21 protein-coding genes are annotated in these 22,455 nt (G+C 71.6%); 13 read left to right on the top strand and 8 right to left on the bottom strand.

The annotated features are described in order from the left end of the window. Nucleotides 1-324: 324 nt before the first annotated feature. Both CQ044_RS11080 and CQ044_RS11075 read left to right on the top strand, forming a co-directional pair. Entirely contained in the window at nucleotides 325-720 is a 396-nt protein-coding gene (locus CQ044_RS11080; protein WP_105688525.1) for a hypothetical protein, read from the top strand. Nucleotides 721-989: 269 nt separating this feature from the next. Continuing rightward, nucleotides 990-1,478, top strand: coding sequence for an FBP domain-containing protein (locus CQ044_RS11075; RefSeq protein ID WP_105688524.1), 489 nt, complete (start codon nucleotides 990-992; stop codon nucleotides 1,476-1,478). Between the two features lie 52 nt (nucleotides 1,479-1,530). Here the strand turns inward: CQ044_RS11075 and CQ044_RS11070 are convergent, their stop codons facing one another. From CQ044_RS11070 to CQ044_RS11060, 3 genes are all read right to left on the bottom strand, one after another. Further along, the gene (locus CQ044_RS11070; RefSeq protein WP_181158283.1) at nucleotides 1,531-1,878 is read right to left on the bottom strand and encodes a hypothetical protein; all 348 of its coding nucleotides are present in this window, start codon (nucleotides 1,876-1,878) and stop codon (nucleotides 1,531-1,533) included. Nucleotides 1,879-2,041: 163 nt separating this feature from the next. Next, entirely contained in the window at nucleotides 2,042-3,757 is a 1,716-nt protein-coding gene (locus CQ044_RS11065; RefSeq protein ID WP_105688522.1) for an amidase, read from the bottom strand. A gap of 105 nt (nucleotides 3,758-3,862) precedes the next feature. Beyond that, nucleotides 3,863-4,897 carry an agmatine/peptidylarginine deiminase gene (locus CQ044_RS11060; protein WP_105688521.1) on the bottom strand — a complete coding sequence of 345 codons (1,035 nt, stop codon included), beginning with the start codon at nucleotides 4,895-4,897 and terminating at the stop codon, nucleotides 3,863-3,865. A gap of 69 nt (nucleotides 4,898-4,966) precedes the next feature. On the opposite strand from CQ044_RS11060, the gene CQ044_RS11055 reads away from it, so the two are divergent. Next, a complete protein-coding gene (locus CQ044_RS11055) occupies nucleotides 4,967-5,563 on the top strand; it encodes a TetR/AcrR family transcriptional regulator (RefSeq protein ID WP_181158282.1) in 597 nt (198 codons plus the stop codon). Between the two features lie 104 nt (nucleotides 5,564-5,667). On the opposite strand, the gene CQ044_RS11050 is transcribed toward CQ044_RS11055, so the two are convergent. Both CQ044_RS11050 and CQ044_RS11045 read right to left on the bottom strand, forming a co-directional pair. Next, complete coding sequence (locus tag CQ044_RS11050; RefSeq protein ID WP_105688519.1) at nucleotides 5,668-6,318, bottom strand: cysteine hydrolase family protein; 651 nt, start codon at nucleotides 6,316-6,318, stop codon at nucleotides 5,668-5,670. Further along, entirely contained in the window at nucleotides 6,315-7,775 is a 1,461-nt protein-coding gene (locus tag CQ044_RS11045; RefSeq protein ID WP_105688518.1) for a cytosine permease, read from the bottom strand. Before CQ044_RS11045 ends, CQ044_RS11050 begins: the two co-directional genes overlap by 4 nt. Nucleotides 7,776-7,994: 219 nt before the next feature. Here CQ044_RS11045 and CQ044_RS11040 point away from each other — a divergent pair, with 219 nt between their 5' ends. Beyond that, nucleotides 7,995-9,368, top strand: a complete 1,374-nt coding sequence (locus CQ044_RS11040) for a pyridoxal-dependent decarboxylase (protein ID WP_105688517.1) — start codon at nucleotides 7,995-7,997, stop codon at nucleotides 9,366-9,368. A gap of 253 nt (nucleotides 9,369-9,621) precedes the next feature. On the opposite strand, the gene CQ044_RS11035 is transcribed toward CQ044_RS11040, so the two are convergent. Beyond that, on the bottom strand, nucleotides 9,622-10,908 hold the full coding sequence (locus tag CQ044_RS11035; protein ID WP_105688516.1) for a M18 family aminopeptidase: 1,287 nt from the start codon (nucleotides 10,906-10,908) through the stop codon (nucleotides 9,622-9,624). Between the two features lie 303 nt (nucleotides 10,909-11,211). Here CQ044_RS11035 and helR point away from each other — a divergent pair, with 303 nt between their 5' ends. Next, nucleotides 11,212-13,434 carry an RNA polymerase recycling motor ATPase HelR gene (helR, locus tag CQ044_RS11030; protein WP_258133266.1) on the top strand — a complete coding sequence of 741 codons (2,223 nt, stop codon included), beginning with the start codon at nucleotides 11,212-11,214 and terminating at the stop codon, nucleotides 13,432-13,434. A 130-nt stretch (nucleotides 13,435-13,564) separates the two neighbouring features. Here the strand turns inward: helR and CQ044_RS11025 are convergent, their stop codons facing one another. After that, nucleotides 13,565-14,581 carry a helix-turn-helix domain-containing protein gene (locus tag CQ044_RS11025; RefSeq protein ID WP_258133265.1) on the bottom strand — a complete coding sequence of 339 codons (1,017 nt, stop codon included), beginning with the start codon at nucleotides 14,579-14,581 and terminating at the stop codon, nucleotides 13,565-13,567. A 67-nt stretch (nucleotides 14,582-14,648) separates the two neighbouring features. On the opposite strand from CQ044_RS11025, the gene CQ044_RS11020 reads away from it, so the two are divergent. From CQ044_RS11020 to CQ044_RS11010, 3 genes are read left to right on the top strand one after another with little or no spacing between them, the layout of a single operon-like run. Continuing rightward, entirely contained in the window at nucleotides 14,649-15,005 is a 357-nt protein-coding gene (locus CQ044_RS11020; protein WP_045270905.1) for a cupin domain-containing protein, read from the top strand. A gap of 24 nt (nucleotides 15,006-15,029) precedes the next feature. Further along, on the top strand, nucleotides 15,030-15,320 hold the full coding sequence (locus tag CQ044_RS11015; RefSeq protein WP_105688514.1) for a DUF4287 domain-containing protein: 291 nt from the start codon (nucleotides 15,030-15,032) through the stop codon (nucleotides 15,318-15,320). Nucleotides 15,321-15,350: 30 nt separating this feature from the next. Then, the gene (locus CQ044_RS11010; protein WP_105688513.1) at nucleotides 15,351-15,995 is read left to right on the top strand and encodes a dihydrofolate reductase family protein; all 645 of its coding nucleotides are present in this window, start codon (nucleotides 15,351-15,353) and stop codon (nucleotides 15,993-15,995) included. 64 nt (nucleotides 15,996-16,059) lie between these two features. On the opposite strand, the gene CQ044_RS11005 is transcribed toward CQ044_RS11010, so the two are convergent. After that, a complete protein-coding gene (locus tag CQ044_RS11005) occupies nucleotides 16,060-16,413 on the bottom strand; it encodes a DUF4229 domain-containing protein (protein WP_105688512.1) in 354 nt (117 codons plus the stop codon). A gap of 126 nt (nucleotides 16,414-16,539) precedes the next feature. Here CQ044_RS11005 and CQ044_RS11000 point away from each other — a divergent pair, with 126 nt between their 5' ends. The 5 genes from CQ044_RS11000 (at nucleotide 16,540) to CQ044_RS10980 (ending at nucleotide 22,312) form a co-directional block, all read left to right on the top strand. Further along, nucleotides 16,540-16,899, top strand: coding sequence for a PLD nuclease N-terminal domain-containing protein (locus CQ044_RS11000; protein WP_105688511.1), 360 nt, complete (start codon nucleotides 16,540-16,542; stop codon nucleotides 16,897-16,899). Between the two features lie 125 nt (nucleotides 16,900-17,024). Then, nucleotides 17,025-18,611 (top strand): 2-succinyl-5-enolpyruvyl-6-hydroxy-3-cyclohexene-1-carboxylic-acid synthase, encoded by a 1,587-nt coding sequence (menD, locus tag CQ044_RS10995; protein ID WP_258133264.1) that lies wholly within the window; start codon nucleotides 17,025-17,027, stop codon nucleotides 18,609-18,611. 161 nt (nucleotides 18,612-18,772) lie between these two features. Then, entirely contained in the window at nucleotides 18,773-19,630 is an 858-nt protein-coding gene (locus tag CQ044_RS10990) for a polyphosphate kinase 2 family protein (RefSeq protein WP_105688509.1), read from the top strand. Nucleotides 19,631-20,549: 919 nt separating this feature from the next. Then, nucleotides 20,550-21,494 carry an ABC transporter ATP-binding protein gene (locus CQ044_RS10985; protein WP_105688508.1) on the top strand — a complete coding sequence of 315 codons (945 nt, stop codon included), beginning with the start codon at nucleotides 20,550-20,552 and terminating at the stop codon, nucleotides 21,492-21,494. Continuing rightward, nucleotides 21,491-22,312, top strand: coding sequence for an ABC transporter permease (locus CQ044_RS10980; protein WP_105688507.1), 822 nt, complete (start codon nucleotides 21,491-21,493; stop codon nucleotides 22,310-22,312). The genes CQ044_RS10985 and CQ044_RS10980 overlap by 4 nt, the downstream gene beginning before the upstream one ends. The last annotated feature ends 143 nt before the right edge of the window (nucleotides 22,313-22,455 follow it).

Genomic DNA, 22,455 nt, shown 5'->3' with positions numbered 1-22,455 from the left:
GGGACCCTGTGGGAGAGTAGGACACCGCCGGACTTCCTTTAACAGAAAGGCCACCCAACGCAGGGTGGCCTTTCTGCATTATGCGAAGCATTCAGATTCAAGGCCGCCCTCCGGGGCGGCCTTTTTTCGTGCGTGCGCGGCCCCGCGACCTCCGCCGCTGCGCGGCGGGATTCGCGTGCCCGCGCCCGCCGCGCGAGCGGACGTCGTGCGCCCAGGGGGACCGCAGGTCGCGAGTTTGGGCATCGACGCGGCGGCGACGCGGGGCTAATCTGGGCCTCAGACGGGCCGTTCGCCCGCCTTCCCCGGTGGACGAAGGAGCGCGAGATGGACTCGATGATGATGGACTCGATGAAGAGCATGGACATGATGCCCGGCATGGAGGCGATGGACATGGCGCTCATGCAGGCGTGCATGGACGCGTGCTCGGCCTGCGAGCAGGCCTGCACCGTGTGTGCTACCCAGATGATGGACTGCTCGCCGGCCTGCATGAACTGCGCGGACATGTGCAACACCATGATGCGCGCGATGATGCGCCCGCAGGGGATGACGCCTGCGGTGATGATGTCGATGCTCGACGCGTGCATGGCGATGTGCCAGCTCTGCATGGACATGTGCATGAAGCACGAGGCGCACAGCGAGGTATGCCGGATGTGCGCGGCTGCGTGCAAGGCGTGCATGGACGCCTGCATGGCGATGCGCGCATCGATGATGGCTGCCTGAGCGACGCACAGCTGCTGCGCCGCCTCCACCCTGGTGGCTTAGGATCGAAGAATGCTCGTTGTTCGGGGCACCCGTTCGGTGCCGAAGGAGGTCACTGGCGCTTTCCACGCCGGTGACAGAGGCTGACGCCCCTGCCGGTGGGTTCTCCCGCCGGCACGATCGTCGCGCCCGCGTGAGTCTTCCGCGGGTCATCTTCCGGCTGCGTTTCGCCAGCCGTCTCCTCCCGCCTGCATTCGGCAGGCGGTCAGACACCGCACAGAGAGCACGACATGCTTCCCATCGATGAGCGCGCCATCCGCGCTTCCTTCCGCAACGCCTCCCGCAAGGAGGTCTCCTCCGCCGCCCTGCCGCCCGAATTCGCCCAGATCGATTTCTCCCTGCTCGACTTCCTGGGCTGGTCCGACCCGAAGATGCCTCGCCGGGCGTACATCGTCGCGCAGCGCGACGAAGACTCGCCGGTCGCGGTGATGCTGCAGCAGGCCGAGCAGCGCACCCTCGCACGCGCCCAGTGCTCGTGGTGCGAGGACATCACCCTGCGCAACGACGTGCAGTTCTTCGCCGCGCGCAAGGCCGGGCCCGCAGGCCGCAACGGGAACACGCTCGGCGTGCTGATCTGCGCGAACTTCGGCTGCTCGGCGAACGTGCGTCGCCTGCCGGCGCTCGCGTACGAGGGCTTCGATCGCGAGGCGGCGCGTGCGCAGCGGATCCTGCGCCTGCAGCAGCATGTGCAGGGCTTCCTCCGCGAGCTCGGCGCGTAACCAGGAGCGCCCTTCGTCTCCCGTCGCGGAGGCGGAGGGCGCCTTCCGCAGGTCAGGCGCGGGCGACGTTGTAGCGCAACGCGCCGATCGCGAGCACATCCCAGCGGGTGTGCACGGCCACGGGCTGACCCGGCTCGACCTCGAGCGCGGCACCGCCGGCGTTCCACAGCGACAGCGCCTCGCCGTCCAGCGTGGTGACCTGCACGATGCCCGCCGCGCGGTCGACGTCCGAGACGAGAGCGTCGGTCCAGCCGGCCGTCGTCGCCGAGGCGAGACGCGCCTGGATCAGGTGCAGCGCGTGCCCCGGGGCGAAGGAGGAGCAGACGTCTCCGTGATCGCACATGCACGCCGCAGCCTCACGCACCGGAAGGGGCGAAAGGTGGGTGCGGGGCGTGGTCACGATGGTCTCCTCACAGGATCGGTCCGATCAGGCTACGTCCGGGCGTGTCGCGGGCGCCAACGGCCGTGAAATGTGCCGACACACTTCAGGGCACCAGCGCACCGTCTCGATCGCGAGGGTGGGGCAGGAGGTGGAATCCATCCGTCCCCGGTGCCTAACGGGGTCAGAGCCGGGGCGTGCGCGGCGGCGCCGTGCGGCGGTCCCCGTCGGCGCCGATCGCCTCGAAGCCGGCGCCGAGGCGCAGCAGCGCTGTGTCGTCATAGGCGCGGCCGATGAAGGTGAGCCCGATCGGCATCCCGATGTCGGACATGAGGCCCATCGGCACCGTCACGCTCGGGATGCCGAGGTGGCGCATCGGCAGGTTGCCGTTCGCGATCCAGGTGCCGTTGCGCCAGCCGAGGTCCGCGGAGGCGGGGTTCACGTCCATGTCGGCAGGGCCGACGTCGGCGACCGCGGGGAAGGCGACGGCGTCGAGGCCCAGCTCGTCCATCCACTGCTCGAGGTCGATCCGGCGCGTCTCCTCGAGGCCGGCCAGGCCCTGTTCGAGCTCGGGGATCGATGTGATCGTCGCGTCGGGGTTCTCGCGCACCCAGTCCGGATACTCCGCGATGTCGTCGTCGAACCCCGTGTAGCGGTCGGGCAGCGCGCCCGCCGGGTGCGGGAAGATCGTCGCGCCGTCGACGTCGGCGAGTCTGCGCAGCTGCGGATCCCCGTTCGCGTCCAGGAAGTCGTTCCAGCCCCATGCCGACAGGTCGACGATCTCCCGGTGCAGGTACTCCGGCGTGACGAGTCCGCGCGTGGCGATGGTGGGGGCGCCGGGGCGGTCACCCTCGTAGTTGGTCACGATCGGGAAGTCGACCTCGACGACCACGGCGCCGGCGCGCTCCAGATCCGCCCTGGCCCGCTCCCAGCGCGCGACGACCGATGCGCGGGTGTCGATGCGCTGCCCGGTCGGCCCGCCGATCCCGGGGTGGTCCGCCGTACCCGCCTCGGGGTCCGCGTTGATGTACATGCGGGGGATCCCGATGCGCTTCCCGGCCAGCTCCGCGGCAGCGTCATCGGCGAGCGCCGGATACGCGCCGGGGCGCACGGCCGAAGAGGCGGGGAGCGCGATCCACGGCTGGGCGCGCCAGAAGTCGCCCCGGGTCTCGGGGTCGTCCGCGACGATGACGTCGAGGATCTCGAGCAGATCGGACATCGTGCGCGTGTGCGGGACGACGACGTCCATGGTCGGCACGAGGGGCCAATTGCCGCGCACCGAGATCACGCCGCGCGACGGGGTGTACGCGCACAGCGCGTTGTTGGTCGCGGGGCCGCGCCCGCTCGACCACGTCTCCTCGCCCAGGCCGAACGCGGCGAAGCTCGCCGCGGTGGCGGTTCCGGATCCGTTCGAGGATCCGGATGCGAACGGCGCGGTGAGGAAGGCGGCGTTGTAGGGGCTCTCGGCGCGACCGTAGACGCCGCGCTGCATGCCGCCGTTGGCCATCGGCGGCATGTTGGTGAGGCCGAGGCAGATCGCACCGCCTGCGCGGAGGCGCTCGATCGTGAACGCGTCGCGCTGTGCGACGAGCTCGGCGAACGCCGGGGAGCCCGCCGCCGCCGTGAGCCCCCGCACGAGGTAGCTGTCCTTCGCGGTGTACGGGATGCCGTCGAGCGGGCCGAGGACCTCGCCGCGGGCGCGTCGTGCGTCGGACGCCTCGGCCTCGGCGCGCGCCTCGGGGTTGCGCACTACGACGGCGTTCAGCGCGGTCTCCGTGCCGGCGCCGTCGTAGGCGTCGATACGGGCGACGTAGGCGTCGACCAGTTCGACGGCCGTGGTCTCGCCGCTCTCCAGGGCTTCGCGCAGGCGTGCGATGGGGGTCTCGACGACGTCGAACATGGGCTGTCCTTCGGAGGGCTCGGTCGCCGCGGAGGTGCGGTGACGGGGGCTGGCGGTTAGGAAGATCCGCGGCGCCCGATGGATGTCAGCGGGCGCCGCGAGATCTCAGCGGCCGAGAGAGGGCTGCTGCTGGGTGATGCAGTGGACGCCGCCGCCGCGGTCGAAGAGCGGACGGGCGTCGACGGTCACGACGCGGCGGCCGGGGTACGCCTCGGAAAGGATGTCCCTGGCGCGCGTGTCGGCGACGTCGTCGCCGAAGCCGCAGGCGATGACGCCGTCGTTCGTGACGAGGTGGTTGACGTAGCTCCAGTCCACGAAGCCCTCCTCGTCGCGCAGCGTCGACGGAGCCGGCAGTTCGACGATCTCGAAAGCGCGGCCCGCGGCATCCGTCTGCGTGGCCAGGTGCGCGCGCAGAGCGGCGGACACCTCGAAGTCGGGATGCCCCGGATCCTGCTGCGCGTGCAGGAGGATCCGCCCCGGGGAGGAGATCGCCGCGACGATGTCGACGTGGCCGTTGGTGCCGAAGTCGTCGTAGTCGCGGGTGAGGCCGCGGGGGAGCCACACGGCCTTGGTCGCGCCGATCGTACGGAGCATCTCGGCCTCGACGCGCTGCTTGTCGAGGTACGGGTTGCGTCGCGGGTCGAGCTGCACGGTCTCGGTGAGCAGGACGGTGCCCTCGCCGTCGACGTGGATGCCTCCGCCCTCGTTCACGAGGGCGGAGCTGATGAGCTCGGCGCCCGCCTCGGCCGCGATGATGCGCGCGTGCTGCGCGGCGTCGTGCCAGCGAGCCCAGGCCGGGGCTCCCCAGCCGTTGAACACCCAGTCCACGGCGCCGAGGGCGCCCGGGCGCTCGGGGTCGACGACGAACGTGGGACCGGCGTCGCGCATCCAGAACTCGTCGACCGGAGCCTCGAGGATCGTCACGTCGGACGACAGCATGCGCCGGGCTCGGGTGAGCTCGCTCGGATCCACGAGGATCGTCACGGGCGTGAACTCGGAGGCGGCGTGCGCCACGGCGGTCCACGTGGCGTAGCCCTCCTCGCGGAGCGCGTCGGTGTCGCCGAGGGTCTCGCCCTCGGCGGGGAAGGCCATCCACACGCGGTCGTGTCGGGCGGTCTCGCTGGGCATCAGCCAGGGCATCGGTGCTCCTCGGATCGGGTTCGTCACGCTTATTGAACAAGCGGCCAACTAGCGATAATGTATAGCCCCATGAGCACCTCGTCAACCCCCCGGCCGAAGCGGATGCCGCCGGAGCAGCGGGAGAGGGCGATCCTCGACGCGGCGGTCGATCTCGCGCGGCAGAGCGGCATCGCCGGGCTCACCGTGCGCACGGTGGCCGCCGCCGCGGGCGTGACGCCGGCGCTGGTCGCCCACTATCGGCCGAGCATGGACGCGTTCGTCGCCGAGGTGTTCGGCGCGATCGTCGGGGCCGAGCGCGAGGAGGTCGTCGCCGTCGGGCGCGCCGGCACGGGCCTTCGTGCGCGGATCTCCTGCGTCGTGGAAACCCTGCTCGACGGCGACCGCGACGACGTGACCCTGGTCTGGGTGCAGGCCTGGGCGGCGGGCGCGCGCAACGAGGAGCTCGCCGCACGGGTGAGGCTCGAGATGGACCTCTGGCAGCAGGACCTGGAACGGATCGTTGCAGACGGCGTCGCGGCGGAGGAGATCTCCGCCGAGCGCGCCGAGGGCGTGGCGTGGCTGCTGCTCGCGACCGTGGACGGGATGAACGCGCACTCCCTCGTGAAGTGGGCGCCCGAAGACCGCGCCGCCCTCGCCCGGCGCACCATCGCGGCGCTCCTGGGCTGATCGCCCCCGCCCCGCTGCGCGCTTCCCCTACCCGCGAGACTCCATCTGGGCGACGAAACAGCGCTGCTGAGCTGCAGTCTCGTCGCCCAGATGGAGTCTCGCGGTCAGAGAGGGAGGGGTGGTTCGGGAGCGGGGTGCCGGAGGAGGGGGAGCGCCGCGACCGTGTCGGCGATCGTGAGCTGCGGCGGGTAGAGGGACATCACCTGGATCGCGGCGGCGTGATTGGCCGGATCCGAACCTGCGCACGCATCGGCGGCGATCTTGACGCGCGCACCCGCATCGGCGGCGGCCAGCGCGGTCGAGATCACGCAGCAGTCCGTCGAGACGCCGGCGAGCACGACGGGAGCGGACCCCACGCCCTTCGAGAGCCTCAGGAACCGTTCGATCGCGCCCCATTTGCCGAACGTGGGCAGGTCGAGCGTCGGATGCGGGGAGAGGTCCCGCGCCTCGGGGACGAGATCGTAGAGCGGGTCGTCGGCAGGCTTGTCCGCGAAGGGCCAGGCCGCGAAGTAGTCGCCCCACGCCGTGCGCCGATCCGCGGTCGGCAGCCAGCGGGTCACGAGCACCCTGCCCGCCGCGGCCTCGGCGAGGCGGCGGATGTTGACGAACGCATCCGGGAACATCGGGGATCCCCACGCCGAATCCGGAGCGGCGAAGATGTTCTGCGGATCGATCACGACGAGCCAGGCCGCAGCAGTCGGCGCGAGCGGCGTCGGAGCCTCCGCGGCCGGCTGCACGGGCGGCGTCCCCGTCATGCCTGCTCCTGGCGGCGGATCCTCCCGGCGCGCGCGAACCAGGTCACCACGAAGCCCAGCACGAGTGCGAAGAAGACGCCGAGGTTGGCGTAGGCCCACTCGCCGTCCTTGCCACCGATCACGCCGAGGAAGTAGCCCTGCCAGTTGTTCCACGGCGCGGCCTCGGCGAAGTTGTTGATCACGAAGCCCCAGCCGATGACCGAGGCCACGACGAGCGTGCCGATGGCGACGCCGTCCCAGGCTCCGTACCGCCCGCGCGCGTCGAAGAGCGCCTCGTCGTCGTAGTCCTTCTTGCGGCGCAGGATGTCGGCGATCAGGATCCCGGCCCAGGCCGCCATCGGAACGCCGAGCGTGATGAGGAACGACTGGAACGGTCCGATGAAGTTCTGCGCGAAGAACACGACCACGATCGTGCCGATCGTGAGGATCACGCCGTCGACGGCCGCGGCCGCAGGACGGGGGATCCGGATGCCCAGGCTCAGCAGGGTGAGGCCCGAGGAGTAGATGCCGAGCACCGCGCCGGAGACGAGGGTGAGGATCGCGACGATGAGGAACGGGAACAGCGCCCACGTCGGCAGCAGGGTCGCGAGCGCGCCGATCGGGTCGGCCGCGACCGCGGCGCTGAGCTTGTCGTTCGACCCCGCCAGCAGCAGACCGAAGAAGACCAGCACGATGGGAGCGACGGATCCGCCGATCGTGTTCCAGGCGACGATCTGGGAGTCGGAGGCGGTGCGCTTCTGATAGCGCGACCAGTCGGCCGCGATGTTGATCCAGCCGAGGCCGAAGCCCGTCATCACCATGACCAGCGCGCCGATCGTCTGCGCGAGCGTGCCGTCGGGGTGCGCGAACGCCTTGGTCCAGTCGATGCTGTTCACCGTGAGGATGAGGAACAGGATCGTGAACGCCCCGGTCAGCCAGGTCAGCACCGACTGCAGCTTCATGATCGTGTGGTAGCCGAGCACCGAGGCGCCCACGATGAGCGCCGCGACCAGCACGGTCGCGATGAGGTGCACCGCGACGTCGCCGTCGGCGCCGACCCAGCCGAGCGCATGCAGCACGGTCGTGGTCGCGAGCACGGCCGTGATCGTGAGCGAGGTCTCCCACCCGATCGAGGTCAGCCACGAGACGATGCCGGGGATCTTCTGGCCCTGCACGCCGAACGCGGCGCGGGACAGCACCATGGTCGGTGCGGATCCGCGCTTGCCGGCGATCGCGATGAGCCCGCACAGTGCGAACGACACCACGATGCCGATGATCGCCACGACCGTCGCCTGCCAGAGCGAGATCCCGAACCCGAGCAGGAAGGATCCGTAGGACATGCCGAACACCGAGACGTTCGCCGCGAACCACGGCCAGAACAGGTCGCGGGGACGCGCGGTGCGCTCGGACTCTGGGACGATCTCGATGCCGCGTCGCTCGATGAGGGCGGCGGATCCGGGCTGGGAATCGGCGGACATGGCTTCATCCTGGCAGGGGTCGCGATCCTGTGGGCGGTCCGGCCGGAATTCGATGCGCACGGACCGCGCGGCGCGAGTCCCGGTCGGCAGGCGTGCGGGCGCATCGGGTCCTGTGGCCGGCCCGCGGCGACGCGGTACGATATCGCCGACCCGTTGATCCGGCGCGGCACTCTGCTCGTCGCCGGGCGCCCGTCGGCTTCCGGGTCGGAAGGATCCTCCATGGACGCCGCGCGCATGCATGCCGCCTCGCCCGAATCCGCCGCGATCGTCGATGCCGTGCTCGACTACTCCCGCCGCCGGATGCTCGCCACGGATGTGCCGCTGGACAAGCCCCAGCCCGAAGCCGAGCTGCGCCGCCTGGTCGGCACGACCATCACGGACCAGGGGCTCGGCGCCCAGCGCGCGCTGAGCGTCTTCGAGCACATCCTCGCCCCGGCGAGCCTCACCACGAGCCACCCGGCGTACCTGTCGTTCATCCCGACCGCGCCGACCGTCGCTTCGATCGCGTTCGACCTCGTCGTCTCCGCGTCAGGGCTCTACGGCGGCAGCTGGCTCGAGGGCGCCGGCGCCGTGCACGCCGAGAACGAGGTGCTCGCGTTCCTCGCGGCCGAGTTCGGTCTGCCCGAGACCGCCGGCGGTGTGTTCGTGCAGGGCGGCACGATCGGCAACCTGTCGGCGCTCGCCGCAGCACGGGACCGCGCCGCGCGCCGCCTGACCGAGGCCGGCCGTCCGCTGCCCGCGCGGTGGAAGCTCGTGTGCAGCATCGAGGCGCACTCCTCGAATAAGTCCGCCGCGAAGATCATGGACGTCGATGTCGTCGCCGTCCCCGCGGGGCCCGACGGAAAGCTGCGCGCCGACGCCGTGCGCGAGGCGCTCGAGGAGCACGGCGAGGCCGCGTTCGCAGTTGTCGCGACGGCCGGATCCACGAACTTCGGCATCGTCGACGACATCGCCGGGATCGCGGCGCTCAAGGACGAGTTCGACTTCTGGCTGCACATCGACGGCGCCTACGGGCTCACCGCGATGCTCGCACCCGAGGCGCGGGCGTGGTTCGCGGGCGTGGAGCGCTCGGACTCGCTCATCGTGGATCCGCACAAGTGGCTGTACGCGCCGTTCGACTGCTGCGCGCTGCTGTACCGCGACCCCGAGGACGGCCGTCGCGCGCACACCCAGCACGCGGAATACCTGGACACCCTCACGGACACCGACGAGTTCAGCCCCTCGGACTACTCGATCCAGCTGACCCGTCGTCCGCGCGGCCTGCCGCTGTGGTTCTCCCTCGCGACCTACGGCGTGGACGCCTACCGCACCGCGGTCTCGGCGACGCTGTCGCTCACGCGCCGGATCGCCGAAGAGATCGCGTCCCGCCCCGAGCTGCGCCTGGTTCGCGACCCGCAGCTGTCGGTCGTCGTGTTCGAGCGCGAGGGCTGGGAGCGCGCCGACTACGACCGCTGGTCCGACGAGCTGCTGCAGACGCAGCATGCGCTCGTCGTGCCGAGCTCGCACGCGGGCCGGACGAACACGCGGTTCGCGATCCTCAACCCGCTGACGACGTTCGAGAACCTCGTCGGGATCCTGGACACGATGCGCTGACCCTTCGTCTCGCTGCGCTCGCTCAGGGACCGGTGCGGGGTCGTTGAGTGAGCGCCCTTCGTCTCGCTGCGCTCGCTCAGGGACCGGAGTGAGGGGTCGTTGAGTGAGCGCCCTTCGTCTCGCTGCGCTCGCTCAGAGACCGGAGTGAGGGGTCGTTGAGCACCCTTCGTCTCGCTGCGCTCGCTCAGGGACCGGTTGGCGGATCGGTCCCTGAGCGAGGAGCGCAGCGACGAGACGAAGGGCGCGGTACGCCTCAGCCCGCGAAGAACGCCTTCGCGACGGCGGCGAGATCGTGCAGGTCGCTCACGCCGGCGAGCTCGCGCGCGGAGTGCATCGAGAGGATCGGGATCCCGACGTCGACCGTGCGGATCCCGAGGCGGGTCGCCGTGATCGGGCCGATCGTGGATCCGCAGGGCACGTCGTTGTTCGAGACGAACTCCTGGGTCACGACGCCGGCGGCGTCGCACCAGCGGTGCCAGGCGGCCGCGCCGACGGCATCCGTGGCGTAGCGCTGGTTCGCGTTGATCTTCAGGATCGGACCGGATCCGAGGACCGGCTGCACGACCGGGTCGTGCTTGCCGGCGTAGTTGGGGTGCACCGAGTGGCCGACGTCGCTGGACAGGCACCACGACGACGCGTACGCGCGGTGCACGTCGACGGCGTCGGCGCCGAGGCCCGCATAGATGCGCTCCAGAACGTCCTCGAGGATCGGGCCGGCGGCGCCAGAGCGGGAACCGGATCCGAGCTCCTCGTGGTCGAACGCGGCGAGCACGGCGATCGCGTGCGGGTCGCCGTGGGCCGCGATCTCGCCGAGCGCGACCACGCCGGCGTGCACGGAGGCGAGGTCGTCCAGGCGTCCGCTCGCGAAGAACGCGTCGTCCTTGCCGAACACCGCGCCGCGGGCGCTGTCGGCGACCACGGCGTCGAAGCCGCGGATCTCGAGCGGATCGACCCCTGCCGCGCCGGCCAGCTCGGCGAGCAGATCGGCCTCCTCCGGATCGCCCAGGCCCCACACCGGCTGAGTCTCGTTCTGCTTGTCGAGCGCGAGACCGTTGTTCACGCCCCGGTCCAGGTGGATCGCGAGCTGCGGCAGCCGCAGCAGCGGCCCGGTCGAGGCGAGCACGACCCGGCCGTCGGCGAGGGCGAGCCGTCCGGCCAGGCGCAGCTCGCGGTCGAGCCACGAGTTCAGCAGCGGGCCGCCGTACACCTCGACAGCCGCCTGGAGCCATCCCTTGGCGCCGGTGGTCGGACGCGGCTTGAGCTTGAAACCGGGGGAGTCGGTGTGCGCGCCGAACACGTGCGAGGGCGTGGTCGCCGTCGCCCCCGCCGGCACGACCCAGGCGATGGCCGCGCCGTCGCGCACGATCACGAACCGGCCGCCGGCCTGCGCCGGCCAGGCCTCGGTCTCGTCGAGGCGGGTGAAGCCCTGATCCTCGAGGCGCCGGGCGACCTCCTCCGCCGCGTGGTAGCTGGACGGGGAGGCGGCGACGTAGTCCGCCAGATCCTCGACGTGCGTACGGGCGGAAGCGGCGTGGGACATGAGGATCCTTCCGGGGCGGGTGCGCGACCGCCGAGGCGGCGCAGAGCACCTTCGATGCTAGCCGTGCGGCGTGTCCGCGAGATGGATGCGCCCGGTGCTCGTTCGGCGCTCAGGTCGCGACTTCTGCTCCTCCGGCCGCCGTTCTCGCGCCGAAAGTACGACCCGAGCGACAGGGAATGGAAAAGGGAGCGGATCCGTGCGGACCACTCCCTGCACTTCCATTCTAACGGCGGGGGTGGGGCTTGCGGCAAGGCCCCCCTGCGGGGGCAGACTGTGTGGTTTCGCCCAGGAATCGGAGGATCCGTGCGCCCTGAATCCACCCCTGTCACCGCCCTCGTCGCCGACCCGCAGACTCCTTCGTGGTCTCCGTCGGTCTTCGCCCTGCCGACTGCGCTCTCCCGCAAGGCGGATCCGGCCCTCATCGCCGCCGACGACGCCCACCTCGCCGCGATCCGCGACCGCCTCGCCGAGGAGATCGCGGCTCTCCAGGAGCGCCTCGTCCGACTCCGCGCCGCCCCGGCGCGTGCCGGGCAGGAGGCGCTCGAGCGCGACCTCGAGATCCATCGCTCGAGCTCGCGCCTGCAGCTGCTGGGCCGGTTCGGCGTCGACCTGTGCCTCGGGCGCATGGTCGTCGCCGGCGCGGCCGGGTCCGAATCCGTCTACATCGGGCGCATCGGGCTGTCCGACGCCGACGGGCGACGGCTGCTCGTGGACTGGCGCGCGCCGGCGGCCGAGCCGTTCTTCGCCGCGACGCACGCGGATCCGGAGGGCCTGATCAGCCGCCGCCGGTACCGCTGGGCCTCGCGTCGCATCACCGACTACTGGGACGAGGTGTTCGATCCCGAGGGGCTCGAGGGTGCGGCCGCGCTCGACGACCAGTCCGCCTTCATCGCCAGTCTCGGCGCCTCGCGCTCACCGCGGATGCGCGACGTCCTCAGCACGATCCAGGCGGACCAGGACGCGATCATCCGCGCCTCGTCCCGCGCCCCTCTCGTCGTGGACGGCGGACCCGGCACGGGCAAGACGGTCGTCGCACTGCACCGGGCCGCCTACCTGATGCACGCCGAGCAGCGGCTCGGCCACGGCGGGATCCTGTTCATCGGTCCGCACCAGCCCTACCTCGCCTACATCGAGGATGTGCTGCCGGGTCTCGGCGAGGACAGCGTCCGCGTGTGCACGCTGTCGGACCTGGTCCGGGAGGGGAGGGACGGCGACCGCATGCCGGAAGAGCGGGATCCGCTCGCGAGGATCCTGAAGTCGAACGCTCGCCTGCTCGACGCCGTGGCCTCCGCGGTCCGCTATCACGAGCACGCGCCGAGCGCCCGGCTCGCCGTGGAGACGCCGTGGCGCGACGTGATCGTGGAGCCGGCGGCATGGACAGAGGCGTTCGACGCGCCGGAGCCCGGCACGCCGCACAATGACGCGAGGGACGTCGTCTGGGAGGCGCTGATCGGCGCTCTCGTGGAGGACAACGCCGACGAGGACGTGCCGCCGCGGCAGCTCGATCGCGCCCTGCGGCAGAGCGACGCGCTGCAGCGCGCATTCGTGGCGGCTTGGCCGGTGCTGGATCCGGCCGGGGTCGTCGCCGATCTCTGGGCGACACCGGCGTACCTGCGGATCTGCGCGCCGTGGCTCGCGGACGACGAGCGCGCGGTGCTGCGGCGGGAGGACGCGAGGGCGTGGACGCGCCAGGATCTGCCGCTGCTCGACGCGGCCCGTGCGCTCACCGGGGATCCGGAGGGGGCGCGGCAGCGACGGCGGCAGGAGGCCGTGTCCGCCGAGGAGCGAGAGCAGCGCGAGCGGGTGCTGGACGAGCTGCTCGCGGCCGATGACGACAAGGAGAGCGCGATCACCGGGTTCTTCTTCGGCGACGAGAGCGCGGGGGTGCGCGCGATGCTGCAGGACGAGGCCGCTCTGCCGCGTCTCGACTCCGATGCGCTCGCCGGGCCGTTCGCGCACGTGATCGTCGACGAGGCCCAGGAGCTCAGCGATGCCGAGTGGGCGATGCTGCTGCGACGCGTGCCGTCGCAGAGCCTCACGATCGTCGGCGACCGGGCGCAGGCCAGGCACGGCTTCCGCGAGTCGTGGACCGAGCGGCTGGAACGGGTGGGCCTGCGGCGCATCGCGCAGGCGTCGCTGCGCATCAACTACCGCACGCCAGAGGAGGTCATGGCGGAGGCCGAGCCCGCGATCCGCGCCGCCCTGCCCGACGCGAACGTCCCGGTCTCGGTGCGCGCGAGCGGGGTCCCGGTGCGCCACGCGACGCCCGCGGACCGCGACGGGATCCTCGCCGCCTGGCTCGCGGCGCACGACGACGGCATCGCCTGCGTGATCGGCGACGACCGGCCCTTCCCGGATGCACGGGTGCGGTTCCGCACGCCCATGACCGCGAAGGGGCTCGAGTTCGACCTCGTCGTGCTCGTGGATCCGGAGTCCTTCGGCGAGGGGATCGAGGGCGCAGTGGACCGCTACGTCGCGATGACCCGCGCGACCCAGGAGCTCGTCGTGCTCGACCGGGGTCGTTGAGCGCCCTTCGACGTGCTCAGGGACCGGGGCGCCCTTCGTCTCGTCGCTGCGCTCCTCGCTCAGGGACCGCTCCATGGACCGGTCCCTGAGCGAGCGCAGCGAGACGAAGGGCGCCCGACGCCCCTGAAGATCAGAGCGCGGCGCCGACGAGCGCCTCGCCGAGCGGGCTGCGCAGGTGCATCATCCGCGCCCCGTCGCGCGTGCTCACGAGCAGGCCGGCATCGCGCAGCACTCTGAGGTGGTGCGAGGCAGTGGATGCGGCGATCCCCGCCTCCTCCGCCACGCGGGTGGTCGTGCGCGGCACATGCGCGGCGAGCAGGATCCCGGCGCGGACGGGGCCGACCAGCGCCTCGAGCGCGTGCACGAGGTCGTCCGCGTCCCTGGCCCAGCCGGCGGTCACCCCGCGCGCGGGGTAGTACAGCGTCGGCTGGGCGGGCGGCTCCGTGATCACCATGCAGCCCCAGGACGACATCACGGAGGGGACGAGCACCAGCCCGCTGCCGCGGCAGTCGACGTCCTCGCTGTGCCGGCGCAGTCGCACCCGCACGGATCCGTCGCCCCAGCTCACCCAGGGGTGGATGCCGGAGGCCATCGCGGCGAGCCCCTCGGTCGCGACGCTGCGGGAGCGCACCGCGACGTCCGCACGCAGTATCCGCTCGAGCTGCGGCCAGACCGGGGCCATCGCGCTCTCCCAGACCTCGGCCCAGGCATCGGCGATGACGGCGCGCGCCCGCGCAGGGTCGTCCTGCATGCCGCGCAGCGCCTCCTGGCGCCGGCCGGAGGAGCGCACGACCATCTTCCCGAGGTCGACGCGCATGCCCCCGAGGGGAGCGGAGCGGATCGCCGCGAGCTCGTCGTCGGGGGTGAGGTCCCAACGGGCGGTCGTGGTGAGGAAGTCCGGCATGTAGCCGTCTGCCCCGATCACCTGCGCGAGCACGCCGAAGGCCTCCCGGGGGACCCGCCCGCGGAACTCCTTCAGCCACCCCCAGGCGAGCGGGTACTGCTCCGGTCGCAGCAGCACGCGGATCGCGTGGGCGAGCTCGTGCCCGGGCGAGATGCCGAACCGCACCGCCTGGATGTCACCGGGGCTGAGCCGGAAGTCGACACGGTGGTGCTCCCACTCCACGCCCTCCATGTTTCGATCCACATCGAAACTCTACGGCGCGAAGCGCGCCCCCGCGAGAGTGGGAGCACCCCGCAGAGAGGACCAGATCATGAGCAGCATCGCCCCCGACATCGCCGTCATCGCACCAGAGGAGATCCGCCTCGGCACCGGCAACGGACGACGCTTCGAAGGCGCCGAGCACGGCGCCGGCGTCTCGTACTTCTACGTCGACAATCAGCCGGGGCAGGGATCGCTGCTGCACTGGCACCCGTATCCCGAGACCTGGGTCGTGCTGGAGGGCGATGCCGCGTTCACCGTCGGCGACCGCACCATCACGGCGACCGCGGGCGACACGATCACCGGCCCCGCCTTCGTGCCGCATCGCTTCGAGAACGTCGGATCCGGCACAATGCGACTGATCGGCATTCACGCCTCCGCCGTCATCATCCAGACCGTGGTCGACTGACCGCACCTTCAAAGGAGAAGAACGATGTCCTTCCAGGCATACCTCGACGCCGTCGAGACCAAGACCGGCCTCACGCCCCGCCAGATCGTCGACCTCGCCGCCGCGCAGGGCTTCGGCCCCGACACCAAGGCGACGCCGATCCTCGAGTGGCTGAAGTCCGAGTACGACCTCGGGCGCGGCCACGGCATGGCGATCGTGCATGTGATCACGAAGGGCCCGGCCATCAGCACGAAGCACGTCGGCACCGATGGCGTGCACCGCGATGCGAGCGATACGCTCTGGCTCGACGGCAAGGACTCGAACCCGCTCGGCTGAGCCCGCCCGCTACCAGGAAGGACACCGCGCATGGCTGTTCGCGTCGACCTCAACATCTCCCTGGACGGATACGCCACGACGACCGACCAGACCCCCGAGAACCCCTTCGGGGAGGACTGGGGCCGTCTCGTGGCCGCGTACACCGCGACGCGAACCTTTCGTGAGCGCGTCCTGGGCGATCCGTCCGGCGGAACAACCGGTGTCGATGATCGCTACGGCGCCGCCTACTTCGAGAACATCGGCGCGGAGATCATGGGCGCGGGCATGTTCGGGCTGCACAACTTCCCCGACGACGCGGACTGGCGCGGCTGGTGGGGCGAGGAGCCGCCGTTCCACTGTCCGGTGTTCGTGCTGACGCACAGCGCGGGCCGCACACCGATCTCGTTCGACAACGGCACGGAGTTCCGCTTCCTCGACGCGGCCCCGGAGGAGGCGCTCGCCCTCGCCACCGCGGCGGCGGCCGGCGCCGACGTGCGCATCGGCGGTGGCGTCGACACCGTGCGCTCTTTCCTGGCCGCGGGGCTCGTCGACCGCCTGCACGTCGGCATCACGCCGATCCTGCTCGGGCGCGGCAAGAACCTGTGGGCGGACCTGCGCGGGCTCGAGAGCGACTACACGGTCACCAGCGAGGTCGCCGAGAGCGGCGTCGTGCACCTGACGTTCTCGCGCGACTGACGCGACTGAGCAGACGCACGGGTGCGCTGGACGACAGCGGTCCGGCGGTCAGGGGGCGTGGCGGTCAGGCCGCGTGGCGGGATCCGGCGTCGCCCGAGTCGTTCGCAGTGGTGCCGTTCGCAGCGGATCCACGCGGGTCCGTTCCGTCGGAATCGGGAGCCTCGGCGTCCTCGATGTCCTCGTCGGAGGGAGCGGAGGCGACCTTCGACGAGCGCTTGGCGTAGATCGCACGTGAGGCGTCGGAGAGCGGGCTGCGCAGGAACAGCAGCGAGATGCTGATGCCGATGAGCGCGGCGAACAGGGCCGCCAGCCACCAGAACTCCCGGAAGATGGGGAAGAAGAACCACAGGATCCCCAGCGGCACGAGGAACGCCAGCAGGCGCAGCACCGAGTAGACGAGCAGGGGAGGAAGTTTCACGCGTTCAGTCTAGGAGGGCGCGTTCGGCACGCGCTGTGAGGCCCCTATGCCGATGCTCGGTCTTCGGGTTCCGCAGTGCTGTCGCGGGGCGGATCCGGGAGCCGCGGGCATGCCTACACTGGAAGGGTGGCACGTTTCCTTGTGATCGGCGGCTTCCTGGCCGCGGTCTTCTGGGTGTTCAGCATCGTCGACTGCATCGTGCAGCCGTCGAGCCGGCACCGCGGCGTGCCCAAGGGCGTGTGGATCGCGATCGTGGTCGTCTTCCCCGTGATCGGCGGCCTGCTGTGGTTCGCGATCGGGCGCACGCGGCGCGGACGCACCGCGGATCAGGAGCGCTACCTGCCGCTCGACGACGTCGATCCGGCCGGGCGACCCGCCGACCGGATCAGCGCTGCCGAGCAGGAGCGGCTGATCCAGGAGCTCCAGGAGGAGCTGTCCCGTTTCGACGACCGCGGCGACACCGACACCCCCGGCCCGCGCCCGTGACACCGCCGCCCTCCGCGGATCCCTCGCCCGCCGCGGCGGGGACCACAGGGCGTGAGGCGTCTCTTTCGCCGTCTCCTTTGCGGTCTCCCGCGTCTCCTTTGCCGTCTCCCGCGACCGAGGCGGCTGTGCGGCTGCTGACCGGTCTCATCGCGCACGGCGTCCGCGACATCGTGCTGTCTCCCGGTTCGCGCTCCCAGGCGCTCGCGCTCGCCGCGGTCGCGCTCGCCCGATCCGGATCCGTGCGCGTGCACGTGCGGATCGACGAACGAGTCGCCGGCTTCACCGCCGTGGGCCTCGGCCGCGGAACCGGCGTGCCGGCGGCACTCGTCTGCACTTCCGGCACCGCCGCCGCCGGCTACCTGCCGGCCGCGATGGAGGCGTTCCACGCCGGGGTGCCGCTGATCCTGCTGACGGCAGACCGGCCTCCCGAGCTGCGCGGCGTCGGGGCGAACCAGGCCACGATCCAGCCCGGCATGTACCGGCCCTGGGCGCGTTCGAGCATCGACGCGCCTGTGCCGGGGGAGGTCGAGCCGGCGCACTTCGAAGCGCTCGCCGCCGCTGCCGTGGCCGTGGCCCTCGGCGCGCCGGGCGAGGGGCTCGACGGCGTCGCCGGACCGGTGCACCTGAACCTGCCCACGCGCGAGCCGCTGTCCGGGCCGATGCCGGATCCGCTCCGTGCCACCCTCGGATCCCCTCTGCGGCTCGCACCCGGGGAGCCGCTGCGGATCGCCGGGGGTCCGCGGACGCTCGTCGTCGCCGGGGCGGATGCCGGTCCGGATGCCGAGCGGATCGCCCGTGCCGGCGGCTGGCCGCTCGTCGCCGAGGTCGTGAGCGGATCCCGCTTCGGCACCCATCTCGTCCCCGCCTATCGTGAGCGGCTGCGCGAACCCGCCCTCGCCGACCGGATCGAGCGCGTGATCGTGTTCGGGCACCCGACGCTCAGTCGTGAGGTCGCGGTCCTACTGCGCCGGACAGACCTCGAGGTGATCGCCGTGCGCCGGGGCGGGGAGCGGCTGAACCTCTCCGGCGCCGCGGTCGACGCGCGCGCGATCGACGTCGACGCGAGCGCCGGGGTCGACCCGGACTCCGTTGCGGACGCTGAGGCGTGGCTGGCCGCGTGGACCCGGGCCGAGGCGCCGGCGGACGGTGCTGGTGCTGGTGCTGGTGCTGGTGTCGACCGCCTGCTGGACCGCGCCGCGCTTGTGCGGGCGGTGTGGGAGGCGACCGGATCCGAGGACCTTCTCCTGTTCGGATCCTCGCGGATCGTCCGGGTGGCCGACCAGATCCTGGAGGGCAAGGACGTGCGCGTGCACGCGAATCGCGGGCTCGCCGGCATCGACGGCACGATCGCGACGGGTGTCGGCCTCGCCCTCGCGGGCATCGGGGTGACCCGGGTGCTGCTCGGCGACCTGTCGCTCCTGCACGATGTCGGATCCCTGCTGCTGCCGGGGGACGAACCGGCTCCGCGGATCCAGGTCGTCGTCGGCAACGACGGGGGAGGGACGATCTTCGACGGGCTCGAGGTCGCCGGCACCGCCGTGACGGAGGACCTCGACCGTGCCTTCTACACGCCGCAGTCCGTCGCGCTGGCGCCACTCGCTGCGGCGTACGGGTGGGCCTATGCACGGGCGGCGACCCCCGACGAGCTCGAGCGCGCGCTGTCCGCGGAGGTCGCGGGACCGCAGCTGATCGAGGTGCCGCTGGCGCGCTGACGCCCGGCGCGCTTGCCGGGCTGGTGGGGTTCGCCGGGTGTCGAGGCCGGCGGGTGCGAAACTCAGTCGATTCGGGGCTCTGCGCCATTTGTTTCGCGAGGCTAAGAGCGGTTTTGACTGAGCTTCGCACGCCGCGGGGCCGGTTCGGGCATCATGGGGCCATGAGCCAGCACTCCGCAGGGTGGACCGCCCCCGCTTCGGAAGTCCTCCGCGTCACCTCCGCCGGTCTGAGCGGAGTCGATCCCGAAGCGACGCCCGGATACCAGGGGAAGAAGACGGACGGAGCCGAGTCGCTGGCGTCCGGGCTCGCCGCCCTCGGCGACCTGCAGGAGCGGCTCTTCGCGCGCTCCGCGGTGGGCGAGGCGCAGGCGAGCGTGCTGCTCGTGCTGCAGGCGATGGACTCGGCGGGCAAGGGCGGCATCGTCCGGCACGTCGTCGGCGGCGTGGATCCGCAGGGCATCGAGCTCGCCGCGTTCAAGGCGCCGACCGCCGAGGAGCTGCAGCACGACTTCCTCTGGCGCATCGAGAAGCGCCTGCCGGCGGAAGGCAAGATCGGCGTTTTCGACCGCTCGCACTACGAGGACGTGCTCATCGGGCGGGTGCGCGCGCTCGCGCCGGCCGAGGAGATCGAGCGCCGCTACCGGGCGATCGTCAACTTCGAGAAGCGCGTGGCGGACTCCGGCACCCGCATCATCAAGGTCATGCTGCACATCTCCCGCGACGAGCAGAAGCAGCGGCTGATGGAGCGGCTCGAGCGCCCGGAGAAGCACTGGAAGTTCAATCCCGGCGATACCGACGAGCGCCTGCTCTGGGACGACTACATGGCGGCGTACGACACCGTCTTCGAGCGCACCTCGACCGACGACGCCCCCTGGTACGTGATCCCGGCGAACCGCAAGTGGTACGCCCGTCTCGCGGTGCAGGAGCTGCTGCTGGCCGCGCTCGAGGACATCGACCCGCAGTGGCCCGTCGCCGACTACGACGTCGCGGCCGAGAAGAAGCGCCTCGCCGCGAGCTGACCCGGGGATCCGGTCGGGTGTGATCCCCCGTCTTTGGGGCGTGCTCTCCCGTTTTGGGGCGCGTCTCGCCGTGGATTCCGGGTCTGAGGCGCCCCGAACCGATGGAGCACGCCCCAAAACGGGGGTGGTGGGGGAGTCTCGCTCCGTACTGGTCCCGGTCTGATGGTTGGTTTGGGGCGTGCTCTCTCGTTTTGGGGCGCGTCTCGCCGCGGATTCAGGGCCTGAGGCGCCCCGAACCGATGGAGCACGCCCCAAAACGGGGGTGGTGGGGGAGTCTCGCTCCGGGCTGGTCCCGGTCTGATGCTTGGTTTGGGGCGCGCTCTCCGGTTTTGGGGCGCGTCTCGACATGGATTCCGGGGCTCCGGCGCCCCGAACCGACCGATCACGCCCCAAAACGGGGGATCCGGATCCAGGACTCGGGGGCACACCTCCGTGATGCCGGGTGTCGCCGGTCGTGGACTCGGCGCGAGCAGGATCCGGTCCAGGATCCGGATCCGGTCCCGGACTGATGGTTGGTTTGGGGCGTGCTCTCTCGTTTTGGGGCGCGTCTCGCCGTGAAATCCGGGGCTCCCGCGCCCCAAACCGGCAACCCGCGCCCCAAACCGGGGATGGAGCAGCCGTAACCGGCGCGGCTGCGGTCGGGGCAGCCGCGGACGGAGCAGGCCGACCCGGGGCGTCGACGCCCCCTCCTGGCACCGACGCCCCCTGCTGTGCGCGTCCGTGCGAGGGGGCGCGGACGCTGCGAGGGGGCGCGGACGTCGGTGTGCGCGGGCCCGCGAGCGAGCGCGACACAGGGGACAGCCCCCGGATCCCGGGAGCCACCTGGCCATTCGGGGTATCCGGAGTCATCCTCGGGGGTTCCCGGAGTCATCCTCCAGAGGGATGCGCGGAGGTGCCGTCGCCGCATAGCGTCGAAGGCATGATCACAGCAGAGGGCCTCAGCAAGAGATATGGACCCAAGACCGCGGTCGACAACGTGTCGTTCACCGTCCAGCCGGGGTCGGTCACCGGCTTCCTCGGACCGAACGGTGCCGGCAAGTCGACCACGATGCGCATGATCGTGGGCCTGGACCGCCCGAGCGCGGGCCGCGTCACCGTGAACGGCCAGGAGTACCGCCGTCTGCGCGCGCCCCTCACCGAGGTCGGCGTGCTGCTGGACGCCAAGGCCGTGCACACGGGCCGCTCCGCCCGCAACCACCTGCGCGCGCTCGCCGCGACGCACGGACTCCCGTCGAAGCGCGTCGACGAGGTGATCGAGATCACGGGCATCGGATCCGTCTCCCGCAAGCGTGCGGGCGGGTTCTCCCTCGGCATGGGGCAGCGCCTCGGCATCGCCGCGGCCCTGCTCGGCGACCCGCACACGCTCATCCTCGACGAGCCGGTCAACGGCCTCGACCCCGAGGGCGTGCGCTGGGTGCGCGAGTTCGTGCGGCATGCCGCATCCGAGGGACGCACGGTGCTGCTCTCCAGCCACCTCATGAGCGAGATGTCGCAGACCGCCGACCACGTGATCGTGCTCGGTCGCGGCCGAGTGCTCGCGGACGCGCCGCTGGCGCAGCTCGTGCAGCAGTGGACCACCGCCCAGGTGCGGGTGCGGAGCCCCCGTGCCGCCGAGCTCGGTGACCTGCTCGTCGCAGCCGGCGCCCTGATCACCCCCTCGGGCCACGACGTGATCGACGTCACCGGCCCCGAGGCGTGGTGGATCGGCGACCTCGCCGCAGAGCGCGGCATCCCGCTGCACGAGCTCACCCCCACCAGCGGTTCGCTGGAGGACGCGTACCTCGCCCTCACCGGCGAGTCCGTCGAATACCGCACCCGCGCCGTGTCGGAAGCCGGCGCCCCGATCCCGGAGGTGGTCGCATGAGCGCCGTCGCTCCCGCTGTCCCCGCCGTCTCGGGCCGGTTTCGCCTGAGCTTCCCCCGGAGCCTCCGCAGCGAGTGGATCAAGCTGAGCACGCTGCGCTCGACCTGGTGGTCGATCGCGATCACCGCCGCGCTCACGATCGGCATCGCCGTGCTGATCGCGTTCGCCTTCACGTCGACGGGCGCCGTGCGCCAGGGCATCAACGGCATCATGGCCGTCGTCTCGCCGATCCAGTTCACGGCTCTCCTCGCGGGGATCCTGGGTGCGATCGCGGTCACCGGCGAGTACTCCACGGGCATGATCCGCTCCACCCTCACCGCGGATCCGCTGCGCGGGCGGGTGCTGGTCGCGAAGGCCGCCGTCCTCGCGGTGTTCCTCTTCCTCGCCTCCCTGGTGATGTTCGTGATCGCCGCCGTCATCGTCTCGACGATCCTCGGCGCGCACGGTGAGGCGCTCGAGTGGGGCGCGCCCGACAAGGTGCTCCTGCCGCTGCTGTCGGCCGCCGCGACGATGGCGGTGTGCGCGCTGATCGGCGTCTCGTTCGGCTTCATGCTGCGCTCCGGCGCCGGTGCGATCGCCGCCACGGTCGGGCTGCTGTTCGTGCTGCCGATCATGTCGAACTTCTTTGCCTTCGCGGGCGAGTCCTGGAAGTGGGTGCTGGACGCGGCGAACTACCTGCCGCTGTCGGCCGCGCAGAACGCGATCCTGCCCAGCGACACGGCGCCGATGTCCGCGGGTGTGGCGTTCCTCACGCTCGGCGCCTGGGTGGCCGCGGGGCTGCTCGGATCCTGGGTGGTGCTGCGCTCGCGCGACGCCTGATCGCCGCGCGTCTCCGTCGCCCCGTCGCCCCCTCCGGCCGTCCGTGCCGGAGGGGGCGACGTCGTCTGCTCGCGCGGCCGAAGCACCCGGATGTGGTACTTGAGGACGACCCCCGGACGGGTGGGATCCTCCCCGAAGCGGAT

This window comes from Microbacterium sp. MYb64, from assembly GCF_002979495.1.
GTDB classification, from domain to species: domain Bacteria; phylum Actinomycetota; class Actinomycetes; order Actinomycetales; family Microbacteriaceae; genus Microbacterium; species Microbacterium azadirachtae_A.
The sequence above is the reverse complement of the archived record's forward strand: the minus strand, read 5'-3'. Positions and strand labels throughout refer to the sequence as shown.